Here is a 15,619-nt window from a genome sequence, read left to right on the forward strand (position 1 = left end):
AAAAGTGCCGATGAAAGAAGAGATCACCCTGCGCGTAAACGGAAAACAGCACACGGTAAATGTAGATCCTGCCACGCCTTTATTATATGTGTTGCGAAATAATCTGGAGCTCAACGGCCCCAAATATGGCTGTGGGTTGCAACAATGTGGTTCCTGTATGGTTCTTCTCGATGGGGAGTCAACACCCAGTTGCCGGCTACCGGTGAGTGCCCTTAAGGATTTAAAGATCGTCACTCTTGAAGGTCTGCAGGAGGATACCGGTAAACTGCACCCCTTACAGGAGGCATTCTATGAGGAGCAGGCGGCCCAATGCGGATTTTGTCTTAACGGAATGTTGATCTCTGGCGTGGCCCTTCTGGAAAAAAATAAGAAGCCCGGCAGGGAAGAGATCCTGGAGGGCCTGGACCGGGTATTGTGCAGGTGCGGCACTCACAGCAGGATCATTAAGGCAGTGGAAACTGCCAGCTTAAAGACCTCGCGATAATGAAGACATCCAGAAGAAATTTTATAAAAACAACAGGTTATGTGGCCGTGGGAATAAGCGTGGTGCCTGGATTAGCATGGGCAATAACAGAGGATTGTGAAGCCTTTCCTGAAGATGTGAACCTGGACAATCTCATTTCAGATTGGGTGCAGATACTGGAAGATGGCCAGGTAAGGATCTATACCGGGAAAATGGAGTTGGGGCAGGGGATTCGAATTGCGATCGCCCAGGTAGCGGCAGAGGAATTAAATATGGATATTGACCTTGTTGAGGTGCATCTTGCTGAAACCGGGGTAACCCCCAATGAAGGCTACACTGCAGGAAGCAATTCCATCGCGCGCAGTGCAATGACAATAAGGCGGGCGACGGCAGCGGCTTCTGCAATCCTGCTGGACCGGGCAGCTCAAAAATATGACCTGAAGAGAGAGGATCTGTATTTAAAGGATGGGATGGTTTTTACCGGGGTCACGGGACAGGCTTATTCCCTGGCAGATATACTTGAAGGGGAGCATATTGAGGAGGTCCTCCCAGAAGTAGTTCTTGTAAAGGGCAAGAAGGACCACGTCATAGTAGGACAACCGGTCTTAAGGGAAGACATTAGTATCATGGCCAGGGGCAATTCTGTCTATGTGCAGGATATGAGGTTTAAGGGAATGTTATTCGCCAGGGTCTTGCGTCCGCTCGCTTATGATGCCCATCTTACTGAATTTAATAAAGAAAGAGCAGAGGCACTGGAGGATGTGGTGAGGGTAATAAGAAAGAACAATTTTATAGGCGTACTCGCCAAAGACGAATATCAGGCTGAAGAAGCCCTGAAGCTCCTGGCTGATGATTGCACCTGGGAAATAAAGAAAAAACTTCCGGCAGGCAAAGACCTCAAAGAGTATTTGCCGGGACTTACCACGCAGTACGAATCTGTAGTGAAACAGGGGAGTGTGAACTTTGGGAATGACTCTATAAAATCATGTTACTTCAAACCTTATATAATGCATGGTTCGATAGGGCCTTCCTGTGCGGTTGGTTATTATAATGAAGACGTATTGCACATTTGGACCCATAGCCAGGGAGTTTATCCTCTTAGGGCGGCCTTAAGTGATTTAACAGGTTTGCCGGAGGAAAAGATACTGGTAAAAGGAGTTCCCGGTTCAGGTTGCTATGGACATAATGGGGCCGATGATGTTGCAGCAGAAGTGGCATTATTTGCAATTGAGCATCCCAACACACATATAAAACTCCAGTGGACCCGTGAGGAGGAGCACGCCTGGGAACCTTTTGGAAGTGCAATGATCATGGAGCTTCAGGGGGAATTGGATGCTTCAGGAATGATTTTCAAATGGAATTATGAACTCTGGAGTGATACGCACAGCACCAGGCCGGGTGGGAAAAAGGAGAACTTGTTACCCACCATCTATTATGAAGGTACTGAAAAAGTTAAGTTAAGCGGATTCCTTGGGGGTGGTTATCGTAATTCCCAACCTTATTACCGCATTCCAAATTTGCAGGTGGAAGCCAATTTTTTTGACGGTCCTTTAAGGGTCTCAGCATTAAGAAGTCTGGGGGCCTATGCAAATATCTTTGCTATTGAGAGTTTTATGGATGAGCTGGCAGAGAAGGCAGGCCGGGATCCTGTGGAATTCAGGCTGGCGCATCTGGATGATCCCCGTGCAAGAGATGTACTTGTCAGGGTGAGGGAAATGGCATCTTCAACCCGGCTAAAGGAAAATCAGGGAATAGGATATGCTTTTTCCCGCTATAAGAATTCTGCCTCCTACTTTGCCGTTGCAGCAATAACAGAGTTGGTAGAGGGAGAGATGAAGGTAAGAAAGATGTGGGGTGCCATAGATTCAGGAGAAATTATTAATCCCGACGGATTAAAGAATCAAACTGAAGGCGGAATGATCCAAAGTGCGAGCTGGACGATGATGGAGGAAGTAAAATTCAACGAGGACCACGTGGAGAGTGTAGACTGGGGCAGTTACCCTATTTTTAGATTTGAAGATATTCCTGAAGTTGAGGTGGCAGTAATAGATCGTCCTAATGAAGAGCCTCTGGGTGCAGGAGAGGCTGCACAGGGTCCAGCGGCTGCAGCTATTGTAAATGCCATTTACAACGCAACAGGAAAAAGAGTGCGGGACCTGCCGGTAAACAAAAATTTTTAGTGATATTTATATAAAGAACTATGATTATGGAACAGCTGGAAATAAATACGGGATTACAAATATCCAAGAAGGCAAATGAGGTTTATGAAGCAATTGTAGACCCCAATAAAATGTCCAATTATTTTATTGCTGAAAGTACAGGCAATTTGGTTGAAGGTACCTCTGTCACCTGGAAATTTCCGGAATTTGAAGGGGATGTACTTATAGAGGTAACTAAGGTTATTCCCAATGAACTTATTTCATTCGTATGGGAAGGTGCAAAGGGGAAGAAGTTAAAAGTGAAGATAAGTCTCACTGAAATGCCAGATAGCAGTACTGTAGTAAAGGTAACTGAGGGTAAATTGCCGGCAGATGCTGCTGGAATTACCTGGTATGGTGGAAATACCGAAGGCTGGGCAAATTTCCTTGCCTGTTTAAAAGCATACCTGGAATATGACATCAACCTTAGAAAAGGAGCCTTCGAATTTCGGCGGGGGGAAATGTAAACCTATTCAAACTTCAGGAACATCTGGTCAAAATTGATGATCATTTTGTCAAATTTTTGAATGAGGTCCTGTCCCAGGTTACCATAAAAGAGGTTGGTATCTGTCACCGGCTCTTTCAGCACAATAACTGAATCAATAGCGACAGATTTTCCATTGATGACAGGGATAAAAGTGGTGTAAAATCCTTTTTTGCTAGTAGTGCCCCCTGCACCCCCAAAGGTGTAATCAACATCGGGTGCAGTCCCATCGTATTCCGCCTGGTGCTGCAGAAGGTAAATGTTATACAGCATAGTTTTATTTGCTCCCGTGTCAAAAGTGTAAACTCCTTTTCCTCTTTTGTTTTCCAGGTATAACAGCGGAGTAAGAAAATCCAGTGCGAGGTTCTGCTCCATGGCAATTGTTTGCTGCAGCGGGACTACTAACCTGTCATCCCGGGTGATCTGGATTTCACCTAATGCTTCCAGGACCGGAAAACCTAAAATTCCATTGATCTGAAAATCAATTTGAGGGAATGCCAGGGCATCATCTGGAAATACCAGGAATAAGGCATTTTCAATAATTACAGGGCCCAGTCGTATTTCAGGAGCTATACCCATGCGAGACAGGATCTTCTCCCCGGTAATTGAATTTACCTCAAAACTCCCCTGCAGTAATTTCACCCCAAATTCTTCAGCAGTCGTGGCTGTTATGGTGGAAAGGTTCGCCCCCGTATCAAAAATGAAGTTTTTAGTTGTGTTTCCAGAAGAGACCAGCAGGTTTTGCAAACCGGCTTTATCTCTTATGATGGGTACATTTAGGGTTTGAGTTATCCGGATTTTCTGTTTTGGCTGCCCCTGCAAGGCTTTCCAGATAAGGAGAGTATTTTCATTATTCTTTTTTTCGGCTTCGGTCATGTAGTGGACGTAATCCTGCAGTAATCTTTCTAAGGAATTAAAAGCTTTTTGATATTTATATTCCCTGGAATAATTGATGTGGGCAAGCGCTTCGATCCTGTATTTTGCTGAATCTGTCAACTCATCTTCAAAACGCAAGAGTAAATTTTCAGCTTTTTCAGCTGAAAGTCTTGACCTGTTAAAAGCATGATCCAGGAATACTCCTGTTTTTTGCCGGGAAAGATCTGAAAGTTGCTCGTAATGCTCCTTGTAAAAGTCCCTGGCAGCGAAATAATTCTTTTGTTTTATCAGGGAATCGATTCTTGCAACCAATTGTTCCTCCTCTGTGTTACCCGAAGAGAGGGATTTGCAGGAATGACTAAATAAAACCAGAAGAAGCAACAGCGTAGCCAGAAGGGCAAAATGTTTTTTCATAAACCTGAAATGTAACTTCCAACTTTCCGGGAGTTTGAAGCCTGGTAAAATTAGAAAAGATAATTGAACCTTTAGGTTAGATATGCATATAAATGAAAACCCCACTTCCGCAAGGAAGTGGGGTTTATAAAAAGTCTAGAATCTAGCGTCTGGAATCTAACGTCTTTTTTACTACATCATTCCGGGCATTCCACCGCCCATTCCGCCTGGCATACCGCCACCGGCGCTTTCTTCTTTGATGTCAACAAGTGCACACTCTGTAGTAAGGATCATTCCGGAAACAGAAGCTGCGTTCTCAAGAGCAATTCTTGTTACTTTCTTAGGATCTATAATCCCCGCAGTCATCATGTCTACGAAAGTATTTGTTTTGGCATCATAACCGTAGTTATCCTTACCTTCCAATACTTTGTTGATCACAACAGAACCTTCACCACCGGCGTTTTCAACAATGGTACGCAATGGAGCTTCGATCGCCTTGTTCACAATCTGGATCCCTGTGTTCTCATCAGGATTCTCACCTTTAAGATTTTCTAAGGCTTTCTTAGCACGCACGAATGCAACACCACCACCGGCAACAATACCTTCTTCAATTGCTGCACGGGTAGCGTTCAACGCATCGTCCACACGGTCCTTCTTCTCTTTCATCTCAACTTCTGAAGCTGCACCTACATAAAGTACGGCAACCCCACCAGAAAGTTTTGCAAGACGCTCCTGTAGTTTTTCTTTATCATAGTCTGATGTTGTAGACTCGATTTGAGCTTTGATCTGGTTCACACGTTCTTTAATAGCGTTTTGATCACCGGCACCGTTTACTACAGTGGTGTTATCCTTGTCTATGGCAACTTTCTCTGCAGTACCAAGCATATCTATGGTAGCGTTCTCAAGAGAGAAACCTCTTTCTTCAGAAATAACGGTACCTCCTGTAAGGATTGCGATATCCTCAAGCATTGCTTTTCTACGGTCACCAAATCCAGGAGCTTTAACAGCTGCGATCTTAAGTGATCCACGAAGTTTGTTTACTACAAGGGTTGCAAGAGCTTCCCCGTCAACATCCTCTGCAATGATCAATAATGGTTTTCCGCTTTGTGCCACCGGCTCAAGAACAGGAAGAAGGTCTTTCATAGAAGAGATCTTCTTGTCGTATAGAAGAATATATGGGTCTTCAAGATCTGAAGTCATTTTCTCACTATTGGTTACAAAGTAAGGAGAAAGGTATCCGCGGTCAAACTGCATTCCCTCAACTACATCAACGTGAGTTTCGGTTCCTTTTGCTTCTTCAACAGTGATAACACCGTCTTTTCCAACTTTGTCAAAAGCCTGGGCGATAAGTTCCCCAATATGATCGTCATTGTTGGCAGAGATAGAAGCTACCTGCTTTATTTTTTCTGAAGAGTTTCCTACTTCTTTTGTTTGCTCAGATAGGTTGTCTGTGATTGCCTGCACAGCCTTATCAATTCCCCTCTTAAGGTCCATTGGGTTTGCACCGGCAGCAACGTTCTTCAAACCTTCTTTTACGATAGCCTGGGCAAGAACTGTGGCGGTGGTAGTACCATCACCTGCAAGGTCGTTGGTTTTGGAAGCTACTTCCTTTACCATTTGAGCTCCCATGTTCTCAAGTGCATCTTCAAGTTCGATTTCCTTTGCAACACTAACCCCATCCTTGGTTACTGTAGGTGCTCCAAAAGATTTGCTTATGATCACGTTACGGCCCTTAGGTCCTAAAGTTACTTTTACTGCATTTGCCAATGCATCTACCCCGCGCTTAATTCCATCACGGGCTTCAAGATTGTATTTAATATCTTTTGCCATTTTGTTATTCTGTTTTTATTCCCGCTCAAAGAGCTGTGGAATGGTTGTTAATCTTTAATTTTTTGCTAGTTAAAAAGCTGCCTCAGGAAAGAGGCAGGAGAGAATTTACACAATTGCAAGGATATCGTCTTCCCGCATGATCAAATAATCCTTTCCTTCCAGTTTAAGTTCTGTACCGGCGTATTTCCCATAAAGTACTTCATCACCAACCTTTACGGTCATATCGTGATCCTTATTTCCTTTACCAACGGCAACTACGGTTCCTTTTTGAGGTTTTTCCTTTGCAGTTTCTGGAATATAAATACCGGAGGCTGTCTTAGTCTCGGCGGCTGCAGGTTCAATAACAACCCTGTCTGAAAGAGGTTTAATGTTTAAAGCCATTTGTGTAATGTATTTTTAGTTAATTAAATTTAATTGTATGTGTGCTATAATTGACCAAAATTGTGCCATCTGGTTTTAACTGACATTAGGCAAAAAAAAATGCCAGCTTGTCATAAGCTGGCATCCTGTAATGTCTTTATTGGCGGTTAGTTTGTCCCTTGTTCCTCAGGATTTTCTACCGGCGCCTGCACTGGAGCAGGAATATTGGTTTCCACTTCCTGTTGCCCATTGATTACCCTTGATTCCCCTGTACCGGTTCCATCAAGAATGGTCACATTGGAAAGCAGGATCAATACTAATAATAAGGTAGCCAATGTCCAGGTACTCTTATCAAGAAAGTCTGTTGTTTTCTTTACTCCTCCAAGTTGCGCACCACCGCCTCCTCCAAATGAAGAAGAAAGGCCGCCTCCCTTAGGATTTTGTACCATAATTACTACCACGAGCAAAAATGCTACGATGATTATCAATGCTAAAAAAATAGTGAAAGTGCTCATTCTTTACCTGTATTATTATCCTGTAATTTCTTTATTGCCCGAATTTGGTCTGCAAAGAAACCACTTTTTTCGGGATTTTTCAAAATTAAAATTTTATATGCCTGTATGGCTTTTTTATAATTTTTCTGCTCCATATAAACCCTTGCTAAAGTCTCTGTCATCAAGGCTTCCGGAGGGGTGATGCTGTCTTTGGCGAGGTTGGTGGTTGCTGCCGGTTTGGTGGGTGTTATACGCGGGCTTTTGGAAATAAAATCATCAATAAGCTCAAATTTTCGTTCCCTGGATTTGTTTGTTTCCTCATCCTCTCTTTCAACCGGTTTTGCCCTGGTAAGACGAAGCCATTCAGAAAATGAGTGTGCCTCGCTTGCGTCGAATTCCAGCGGACTTCCCGGTTCCGGGCTTTCCTTTGCTTGTGAATGCTCCGGGGACAGCCTGTCTTCTATAGGTTGAGGGGAGGGGGTAGGTGCAGGCCTTTCAAAAAGATTGGGGTCCAGGACCCGGTCGCTTTCTGTCTTTTTCATTTTTATGGCCTCGTCAATTGCAATGCTTTTATGGCCAAAAACCTCCTGGGCTTCAAAAACAGTAATATTTCGAAGCTGCTCTTCCTGCAATTTTATTTGTCGCGCTATCCTGTCCTGGTTAAATGCTTCTGAAGTTATAAAATCAAAAAGTACACTCCTGTCTGTAGTATAAGCAGCTGTCTTTTTAAGCTCGTGGTTATAACTAAAGCTTTTTTCAGCATATAAGCCTTTTAAAAACACTGCTCTTGCTGCCTGGAAATAAGGGTGTTTCTCGAGGATCTTTTCCAATTCCCCGGTTTGCTGTGAAGTTACAGCTGCCGGGTTCTCAAGTATTTGAATTAGTTCCTCTTGATTCATTACCAGTTTGTAAGGGAAGCGTTAAAAATATCCTGGGTGATCCTGTTAAAGATCTCATCAAGGGCGGTATCCAGCACTGCCCCACGCAGCTGCGCCCCGGCGGGATAATCATAATAGAAGGAAAATCTCCTGTCAAAATCATTGTTTGGCTCCAGGCTGTTGAAAAAACGAACCTGCACGGTTATGGTTAGCCTGTTTTGAGCCGCACGATTATCTGATGTTGCGGTCATGGGAGCTTCGTAGAAATCTACGATCTCTCCTTCATATACAAGGTCCCCACCTGAGTTTGTAAGGCTGAGATTGGTTTGGTTCTGGATGAGGTCCTGCAGGCGGTTCGTGAAATCCCGGTCAATTCCCGGTTCCACAATATCTGCCGCATTCTCAAAGAAATTTACCTGGAAAGTGGATGCACCACCTGTATCGGCCCCGGTGAAAGAATACATTCCGCAGGACTGGAATGTGAGCAGGAATACAGAAATCAATATGTATGTTAGGTTCTTCATTAAAATGATCCTTTGGGGCGCAAAACGGGTTATAAATTATATTGTTTTATTTTTCTATACAGGGTTCGCTCACTAATTCCCAGCTCTTCTGCAGCATTTTTGCGTTTTCCATTGTGGCGTTCCAGGGATTTTTTGATGAGTTCCAACTCTTTATCCTGCAGGGACAGGGTTTCTTCTTCCTCGATCTCTTCAGCAAAATAATATTTATCCTCAAGTTCCTTTTCCCTTTCGCGTTCCCTATCCCTGGATTTTTGTGCAATTTGCAGTACTTCAAGATTCTCTTCTTTGATATCCTCGATATCCTCATCCGAGTCTCCATTGCCGTATATCTTATCGATAAGCCCCTCGTGCTCCTCCTGTACCTTCTGGTAATTGCCGCTTTCCATGAGCTCCATGGTGAGTTTTTTAAGGTCGTTGAGGTCGCTTTTCATGTCGAACAATACCTTATAAAGGATCTCCCGTTCATTGCTAAAATCACCTTCCTTTTTCTTGTCTGAAATTACCGCGGGAAGATTGCTGCCAATATCGGGAAGATAATGCCGTAACTCCCCTGCATCAATATTTCTCTCCTGCTCCAGGACCGAAATTTGTTCTGCCACATTGCGAAGCTGGCGAATGTTCCCTCCCCATCTGTACTTTTGAAGAAGTTCCACTGCATCATCTTCAAGTCTAATAGTCGGCATTTTATATTTAAGGGCAAAATCTGCTGCAAATTTCCTGAATAGCAGGTGGATATCTTCCTTTCTTTCCCTTAAAGGAGGTAGATTGATCTCTACGGTGCTTAACCTGTAATAAAGGTCTTCCCTGAATTTATCTTTTTTGATGGCATCGAACATATTAAGATTAGTAGCTGCTACAATGCGCACATTTGTCTTTTGCACTTTGGAAGATCCTACCTTTATAAATTCGCCGTTTTCCAGGACCCTTAGAAGCCTTACCTGGGTGGTGAGGGGAAGTTCTCCTACTTCATCCAGGAAGATCGTGCCCCCATCTGCCACCTCGAAATATCCACTTCGCGTTGCAGTTGCTCCTGTAAAAGCACCTTTTTCGTGACCAAAAAGTTCACTGTCTATGGTACCCTCCGGGATCGCACCGCAGTTTACCGCGATATACTTCCCGTGCTTTCTGTGGGAGAGCGCGTGAATGATCTTTGGGATACTTTCCTTACCAACACCACTCTCACCGGTCACCAGAACAGAAATATCTGTGGGTGCAACCTGTATAGCTTTTTCTACTGCGCGGTTAAGCTTTGGGTCATTCCCAATGATCTCAAACCGCTGTTTTATTGCCTGAACTGATTCCATAAAGCCCCCTAGCCCCCGAAGGGGGTATTAATTATATTATTATTTTTTTCTTTCTTCATTTTAATTCTGAAACTTAAATTCCAAATTCCAAATTCCAAATTCCAAATTCCAAATTCCAAATTCCAAATTCCAAATTCCAAATTCCAAATTCCAAATTCCAAATTTGATTTTTATGTTTGTTAAAGAGGTTTAGCCACGAATGCACGAATGATTATTTATATCATAACTCCTAACTCCTAACTCCTAACTCCTAACTCATAACTCCAACACCCGTCTCCTTGTTTTTCTCAAAACTCAATTCTCACTACTAACTACTCACTACTAAACCCGACAGCTTTCCCTTTCAAAGTCGCACTCGTACAATCTGTGATCTCCACCATTACAAAATCGCCTACTTTGTAGTTTTCTTTTGGGAAAACGGCTACAGTGTTTTGTTCTGTTCGGCCACTCCATTCCAGGGGAGATTTCTTAGATTCTTTCTCAATTAAAACTTCCACTGTTTTTCCAAGAAATTGCTGAGTTCTGTAAAGACTGTGCTCCCTTTGTAAGGCAACAACTTCAGCAAGCCTTCTTTTCTTAACTTCTTCCGGTACATCGTCCTCCAGTTTTCTGGCGGCCATGGTCCCGGGTCTTTCAGAATAAGCAAACATGAATCCGTAATCATATTTTACATACTCCATAAGAGAAAGAGTGTCCCGGTGATCCTCTTCAGTTTCAGTAGGGAAACCTGTGATCATATCCTGGGAGATGGCGCAATCTGGAATGATCTTCTTTATGTTATCTATCAACTCAAAATATTCCTCCCGGGTATGAAGGCGGTTCATCTCCTTCAGGATCCTGTTGCTTCCGCTTTGAACGGGAAGGTGTATATAGTTGCATATATTCTTAAATGCCGCCATGGTCTCGATCACATCCAGGGTCATATCCTGTGGATTGGAGGTTGAGAAACGTATCCTCATATGTGGCTGCGCCTCTGCCACCATTTTTAAAAGGCCCGCGAAATTTGTTGCTGTAGCTTTCTGGATTTCAGAAGCATTTTTAAAGTCTTTTTTGAGTCCGCCGCCGTACCAAAGGTAACTGTCCACATTCTGCCCAAGAAGTGTGATCTCCTTATAGCCTTTTGCAGCCAGGTCATTCACTTCCTCCAGAATGCTTTGTGGTTCCCTGCTGCGTTCACGGCCCCTTGTGAAGGGAACCACGCAAAATGTACACATATTATCACAGCCACGGGTTATGGATACAAATGCGGAAACCCCGTTGCTTTGCAGCCTTACCGGAGAAATGTCGGCATAGGTTTCCTCTTTGGAAAGAATTACGTTCACGGCATTACGGCCTTCTTCCACCTCGTTGATGAGGTTTGGAAGGTCTTTGTAGGCATCTGGCCCAACCACAAGGTCCACGATCTTTTCCTCTTCCAGGAATTTGCTTTTAAGCCTCTCTGCCATACAACCAAGAACTCCCACCTTCATCTTTGGGTTTATCTTTTTTACGGCATTATATTTTTCCAGTCGTTTTCTTACAGTTTGCTCTGCCTTATCCCGAATGGAACAGGTGTTAACCAGTACCAGGTCTGCATCTTCAAGATTGGGGGTGGTATTAAAGCCTTCTTTTTGAAGTATGGAAGCCACTACTTCGCTATCGCTAAAGTTCATCTGGCAACCATAGCTTTCAATGAAAAGCTTACGGCTGTTTTCCTTCTTAGGCTCCAGTTCCAGTGTGTTTCCCTGTATTTTTTCGTCTATGATCTTCTCCATATTTCCTCCTTTAGCCTTTCGCTAATTTAGCTTGCAAAGATAGGTTTTAGAAAAATTATGACAAAGTGACAGGAAGTTTTTTTATCTTTAATTTTCCCTACCTCATTTATTACTTAGTTAAAACCATATTAGCAATGAAAAGATTAATTCTGGCAGGTATAATGGCTTTTTTTCTTAGCTCCTGCGATAATGACGATGTACAACAGGAAACAATGCAGGTCGCTGTACCGGTAAAGATGACGATTGAAGATTTCAGGGCTTCGGTAAAGATCATGGAACCGGTGGAAGTGCAGGAATCTGGAAAGATTTACACTTATGACAATTACATTTTTATAAATGACCTAAATAAAGGAGTGTTGGTACTGGATAACTCCGGGTACAATCCTGTTAAGAAAAAATTCCTTAGCATTCCGGCCAATACAGATATTGCTATAAAAGACAACATTTTATTTGCAAACTCGGGTAGGGACCTGGTTACTTTTGATATTAGTGATCTTGAGAATATAAAACAACTGGAGCGACTGGAGGATGTTTTCGAAAATCACCATCCCGCAATCCCTATGGATGCAGAGGGAGTTGACTATGCAGGTTTTGATCATGCAACCGAGATCATTGTGGGATATACCCTTGAGACAAGGGAGAAAGAAATCGTGGGAGAGATTGGCTGGTGGCGTGGCAATCAATTTGCCAATTCGGCTGAAGCTGCGAATGTTGGGACCGGTGGATCCATGGCCCGCTTCAATATTGGAGGAAATTATCTCTATACGGTAGGAACTAATACTCTGGAGGTTTTTGATATAAGTGCCCTCACCAATCCGGTGAAACTTAATACCCAATATGTGGGCTGGCAAATCGAAACCATTTTTAATAAGGAAGGATATCTATACCTGGGTAGTGCTGTGGGAATGTATATCTATGGCCTTGAAGACCCTTCCTCACCTCAGTTTATGTCCAGTATACAGCACGTGATGGGATGTGACCCTGTGGTAGTGGAGAATGACATCGCTTATGTTACCATACGCGGCGGTAATGAATGCGGGCAAAATGAAAACCAGCTGGAGGTGATCGATGTTTCAAATAAACAGGCGCCAAAGCTGCTCAAGATCTATCAAATGGATGGGCCATACGGCCTGGGAATTAAAGATGACAGGCTGTTTGTATGCGACGGTACTTCAGGTTTGAAGATCTATGACGCTGCGCATTCACCCGAGCTGGTGCTTACAGATCATTTTCAGGATGTGAATGCCTATGATGTGATCCCGGGAGAAAGTGTTTTGATGATGATTGGGGAGAACAAATTAAGGCAATACAGTTATAAGACAAATGAGATCACTTTAATAAGCACCTTTGATCTTAATTAAATTTTAATATTTATTGTCCTGCCCGCCTTAAAGGTGGGCTTTTTTGCTTTTGAAAAGCCAGAAAAATGGTACCCGGGACACCATTGTTTTGCGCTAATATTGGCTGCTCCTGTGATGTTCAAAAAAAATTGATATACTTTTGCAACTAGAAAATAAAGATTTATGGCAAAGAATTTAGTGATCGTGGAGTCTCCTGCCAAGGCAAAAACCATCGAGAAATTTTTAGGTAAAGACTATACGGTGGCATCCAGCTTTGGGCATATAGCAGATCTTCCTACCAAGGAATTGGGAGTGGATACAGAGGGGGATTTCCAACCTAAATATATAGTGAATAAGGATAAGAAGGATGTGGTGAGCAAGCTAAGGAAACTTTCCAAAGATGCAGAGGTGGTGTGGCTCGCCAGTGATGAGGACCGGGAAGGGGAAGCAATCGCCTGGCACCTGGCAGAGGAGCTTAAACTTGATAAGAATAAGACTAAGCGTATCGTTTTTCACGAGATCACCAAATCGGCCATATTAAAAGCTATCGACAATCCGCGTAGCATAAATTACAATCTGGTAAATGCCCAGCAGGCCAGGCGGGTATTGGACAGGCTTGTAGGTTATGAGCTCTCACCTGTGCTGTGGAGAAAAGTAAAGGGAGGACTTTCAGCCGGTAGGGTGCAGTCTGTTTCTGTGAGACTTATAGTAGAAAGAGAAAGGGAGATCCAGGATTTTAATGCTGAAGCTTCGTTTAGAATAGATGCTGAATTTACCAATGAAGAGGGGAAAACCTTTAAGGCAAAACTTCCGAAGAATTTTGATACCCGGGAGGAGGCTGAAAAATTTCTTCAGCAAAATATAGGAGCTGCATTTAAAGTTGCCGACCTTTCCACTAAACCGGCAAAGAAATCGCCTGCCCCACCATTCACCACTTCCACTTTACAGCAGGAGGCGGCCAGGAAATTATATTTTTCAGTAAGTAAGACTATGACCATGGCCCAGCGTCTATATGAGGCAGGACATATTACTTATATGAGGACAGATAGTGTGAACCTTTCTGAAGATGCCAGAAAAGGAGCCCAGAAGGAAATCCTGAAAGCTTATGGGGAGAAATATGCCAAATCCAGGCAATTTAAAGGTAAATCCAAAGGTGCACAGGAAGCGCACGAGGCTATACGTCCTACCAATTTCGCAAGCCACACCGTAAGGGCAGAGAGGGATGAGGAACGACTTTATGAATTGATCTGGAAACGGGCGATCGCCTCGCAAATGAGTGAAGCGCAGCTGGAGCGTACCAACGTAAAGATAGAAGCCAATAAACATGATAAACATTTCACCGCAAACGGGGAGGTGTTGAAATTTGACGGATTCCTTAAAGTATATCTCGAAGGAAGTGATGAGGAAGAAGAAGAGCAGGAAGGAATGTTACCGGCTTTAAAGGTCAACGAAAAACTGGAGAACAATTATATTACCGCTACAGAGCGGTTTACCAGGCCTCCATATCGTTATACAGAGGCATCCCTGGTTAAAAAACTCGAAGAGCTTGGAATAGGAAGGCCTTCTACATATGCCCCAACTATCTCTACAATTCAAAACCGTAACTACATAGAAAAAGGATCCATAGAAGGAACCGAGCGAAATTACGTGCAGCTGAGGCTTAAGGACGATAAGCTGGTAGCAAAGGAACTTACTGAAACTATTGGCAGCGACAAAGGAAAACTTGTTCCTACTGCTGTGGGAATGGTGGTAAATGATTTCCTTGTAACACATTTCTCTAATATCCTTGATTATAATTTCACGGCGAAAGTGGAACAGAGCTTTGACGATATTGCTGAAGGAAATGAGGAGTGGACAAAAATGATGCGCGATTTTTATTCAGATTTCCACCCCCAGGTATTGGATGTCGCAAAAAATGCTGAAAGGGAAGTAGGGGAGCGTATATTGGGTGAAGACCCTGAAACCGGGAAGCCTGTGAGTGTAAGGTTGGGCAAATTTGGGCCAATGGTGCAAATTGGCTCTGTTGAAGATGATGAAAAACCGCGTTTTGCAGGATTAATGCCAGACCAAACTTTGGATAGCATTACGTACGAGGAAGCGATGGACTTGTTTAAGCTTCCAAAGGAAATAGGGGAATACGAAGGGGAGCCTGTGGAGGTGAATAATGGAAGGTTTGGCCCTTATGTGAAATACGGAAAAAAATTCGTTTCTCTTGACAAAGGGGAAGACCCAATGAGCGTAGATATGGACCGTGCCCTGGAACTTATAGAAGCTAAGGAAAAGGCAGATGCTCCTATTTATGTGTATGAAGGCAAGCCTGTTCAAAAAGGTGTGGGAAGATTTGGTCCTTTCCTTAAATGGAATGACATCTTTATAAATGTGAATAAGAAATACGACTTCGATAACCTGAGTGATGGCGATATTGAGGAGTTGATAGAGGATAAGAAGAAAAAGGAGCGTGAAAAGGTAATCCACAACTGGGAAGATGAAGGGATAAGAGTTGAAAAGGCGCGCTGGGGCAGGTCTAATATTTTAAAGGGAAAAACCAAGATAGAACTGCCAAAGACTGTAGATGCCTCAAAACTTTCGCTTGATGAGGTAAAAGAGATCATCGAGCAAAAATCCAAGAAGAAGCCTGCAAAGAAAAAAACGGCAGCTAAAAAAACCACGGCCGCAAAGAAAAAAACAACTTCAAGAAAAACTACCTCAAAAAAGAAGTAA

14 protein-coding genes are annotated in these 15,619 nt (G+C 43.3%); 5 read left to right on the plus strand and 9 right to left on the minus strand.

What is annotated here, in order from left to right; genetic code table 11:
* Window positions 1–10 precede the first annotated feature (10 nt).
* Genes FHG64_RS12520 through FHG64_RS12530 form a run of 3 tightly spaced genes read left to right on the plus strand, consistent with a single transcriptional unit; the run spans window position 11 to window position 3,128 of the window.
* Window positions 11–484: a (2Fe-2S)-binding protein gene (locus tag FHG64_RS12520; protein ID WP_139066723.1), complete on the plus strand. Its 474-nt coding sequence runs from the start codon at window positions 11–13 to the stop codon at window positions 482–484.
* On the plus strand, window positions 484–2,643 hold the full coding sequence (locus FHG64_RS12525) for a xanthine dehydrogenase family protein molybdopterin-binding subunit (RefSeq protein WP_139066724.1): 2,160 nt from the start codon (window positions 484–486) through the stop codon (window positions 2,641–2,643). Before FHG64_RS12520 ends, FHG64_RS12525 begins: the two co-directional genes overlap by 1 nt.
* A 26-nt stretch (window positions 2,644–2,669) precedes the next feature.
* A complete protein-coding gene (locus tag FHG64_RS12530) occupies window positions 2,670–3,128 on the plus strand; it encodes an SRPBCC domain-containing protein (protein WP_139066725.1) in 459 nt (152 codons plus the stop codon).
* Window positions 3,129–3,130: 2 nt separating this feature from the next.
* On the opposite strand, the gene FHG64_RS12535 is transcribed toward FHG64_RS12530, so the two are convergent.
* From FHG64_RS12535 to miaB, 9 genes are all read right to left on the minus strand, one after another.
* Window positions 3,131–4,435, minus strand: coding sequence for a retropepsin-like aspartic protease (locus tag FHG64_RS12535; RefSeq protein WP_139066726.1), 1,305 nt, complete (start codon window positions 4,433–4,435; stop codon window positions 3,131–3,133).
* A 171-nt stretch (window positions 4,436–4,606) separates the two neighbouring features.
* Window positions 4,607–6,244 carry a chaperonin GroEL gene (gene groL / locus FHG64_RS12540; protein WP_139066727.1) on the minus strand — a complete coding sequence of 546 codons (1,638 nt, stop codon included), beginning with the start codon at window positions 6,242–6,244 and terminating at the stop codon, window positions 4,607–4,609.
* Window positions 6,245–6,349: 105 nt separating this feature from the next.
* The gene (locus tag FHG64_RS12545) at window positions 6,350–6,625 is read right to left on the minus strand and encodes a co-chaperone GroES (RefSeq protein WP_139066728.1); all 276 of its coding nucleotides are present in this window, start codon (window positions 6,623–6,625) and stop codon (window positions 6,350–6,352) included.
* A 146-nt stretch (window positions 6,626–6,771) separates the two neighbouring features.
* Window positions 6,772–7,119 carry a preprotein translocase subunit SecG gene (gene secG, locus FHG64_RS12550; protein ID WP_139066729.1) on the minus strand — a complete coding sequence of 116 codons (348 nt, stop codon included), beginning with the start codon at window positions 7,117–7,119 and terminating at the stop codon, window positions 6,772–6,774.
* Entirely contained in the window at window positions 7,116–7,997 is an 882-nt protein-coding gene (locus tag FHG64_RS12555) for a hypothetical protein (RefSeq protein ID WP_139066730.1), read from the minus strand. Before FHG64_RS12555 ends, secG begins: the two co-directional genes overlap by 4 nt.
* Window positions 7,997–8,500 carry an LptE family protein gene (locus FHG64_RS12560; protein WP_139066731.1) on the minus strand — a complete coding sequence of 168 codons (504 nt, stop codon included), beginning with the start codon at window positions 8,498–8,500 and terminating at the stop codon, window positions 7,997–7,999. Before FHG64_RS12560 ends, FHG64_RS12555 begins: the two co-directional genes overlap by 1 nt.
* A 29-nt stretch (window positions 8,501–8,529) precedes the next feature.
* The gene (locus FHG64_RS12565) at window positions 8,530–9,804 is read right to left on the minus strand and encodes a sigma-54 interaction domain-containing protein (RefSeq protein ID WP_139066732.1); all 1,275 of its coding nucleotides are present in this window, start codon (window positions 9,802–9,804) and stop codon (window positions 8,530–8,532) included.
* Window positions 9,805–9,812: 8 nt separating this feature from the next.
* Entirely contained in the window at window positions 9,813–9,965 is a 153-nt protein-coding gene (locus tag FHG64_RS19305; RefSeq protein WP_174760403.1) for a hypothetical protein, read from the minus strand.
* Between the two features lie 150 nt (window positions 9,966–10,115).
* A complete protein-coding gene (gene miaB, locus FHG64_RS12575) occupies window positions 10,116–11,558 on the minus strand; it encodes a tRNA (N6-isopentenyl adenosine(37)-C2)-methylthiotransferase MiaB (RefSeq protein ID WP_139066733.1) in 1,443 nt (480 codons plus the stop codon).
* 134 nt (window positions 11,559–11,692) lie between these two features.
* On the opposite strand from miaB, the gene FHG64_RS12580 reads away from it, so the two are divergent.
* Both FHG64_RS12580 and topA read left to right on the plus strand, forming a co-directional pair.
* Window positions 11,693–12,919, plus strand: coding sequence for an LVIVD repeat-containing protein (locus tag FHG64_RS12580; protein WP_139066734.1), 1,227 nt, complete (start codon window positions 11,693–11,695; stop codon window positions 12,917–12,919).
* Between the two features lie 162 nt (window positions 12,920–13,081).
* The gene (gene topA / locus FHG64_RS12585; protein WP_139066735.1) at window positions 13,082–15,619 is read left to right on the plus strand and encodes a type I DNA topoisomerase; all 2,538 of its coding nucleotides are present in this window, start codon (window positions 13,082–13,084) and stop codon (window positions 15,617–15,619) included.

This window comes from Antarcticibacterium flavum (assembly GCF_006159205.1).
In the GTDB taxonomy this organism is placed as follows: Bacteria; Bacteroidota; Bacteroidia; order Flavobacteriales; family Flavobacteriaceae; genus Gillisia; species Gillisia flava.

Coding starts and splice junctions, on each gene's coding strand:
- FHG64_RS12535 (WP_139066726.1), bottom strand. CDS start 4,435: ATGAAAAAACATTTTGCCCTTCTGGCTACGCTGTTGCTTCTTCTGGTT.
- FHG64_RS12565 (WP_139066732.1), bottom strand. CDS start 9,804: ATGGAATCAGTTCAGGCAATAAAACAGCGGTTTGAGATCATTGGGAAT.
- FHG64_RS12555 (WP_139066730.1), bottom strand. CDS start 7,997: ATGAATCAAGAGGAACTAATTCAAATACTTGAGAACCCGGCAGCTGTA.
- FHG64_RS12560 (WP_139066731.1), bottom strand. CDS start 8,500: ATGAAGAACCTAACATACATATTGATTTCTGTATTCCTGCTCACATTC.
- secG (WP_139066729.1), bottom strand. CDS start 7,119: ATGAGCACTTTCACTATTTTTTTAGCATTGATAATCATCGTAGCATTT.
- topA (WP_139066735.1), top strand. CDS start 13,082: ATGGCAAAGAATTTAGTGATCGTGGAGTCTCCTGCCAAGGCAAAAACC.
- FHG64_RS12520 (WP_139066723.1), top strand. CDS start 11: ATGAAAGAAGAGATCACCCTGCGCGTAAACGGAAAACAGCACACGGTA.
- FHG64_RS12525 (WP_139066724.1), top strand. CDS start 484: ATGAAGACATCCAGAAGAAATTTTATAAAAACAACAGGTTATGTGGCC.
- groL (WP_139066727.1), bottom strand. CDS start 6,244: ATGGCAAAAGATATTAAATACAATCTTGAAGCCCGTGATGGAATTAAG.
- FHG64_RS12530 (WP_139066725.1), top strand. CDS start 2,670: ATGGAACAGCTGGAAATAAATACGGGATTACAAATATCCAAGAAGGCA.
- FHG64_RS12545 (WP_139066728.1), bottom strand. CDS start 6,625: ATGGCTTTAAACATTAAACCTCTTTCAGACAGGGTTGTTATTGAACCT.
- FHG64_RS12580 (WP_139066734.1), top strand. CDS start 11,693: ATGAAAAGATTAATTCTGGCAGGTATAATGGCTTTTTTTCTTAGCTCC.
- miaB (WP_139066733.1), bottom strand. CDS start 11,558: ATGGAGAAGATCATAGACGAAAAAATACAGGGAAACACACTGGAACTG.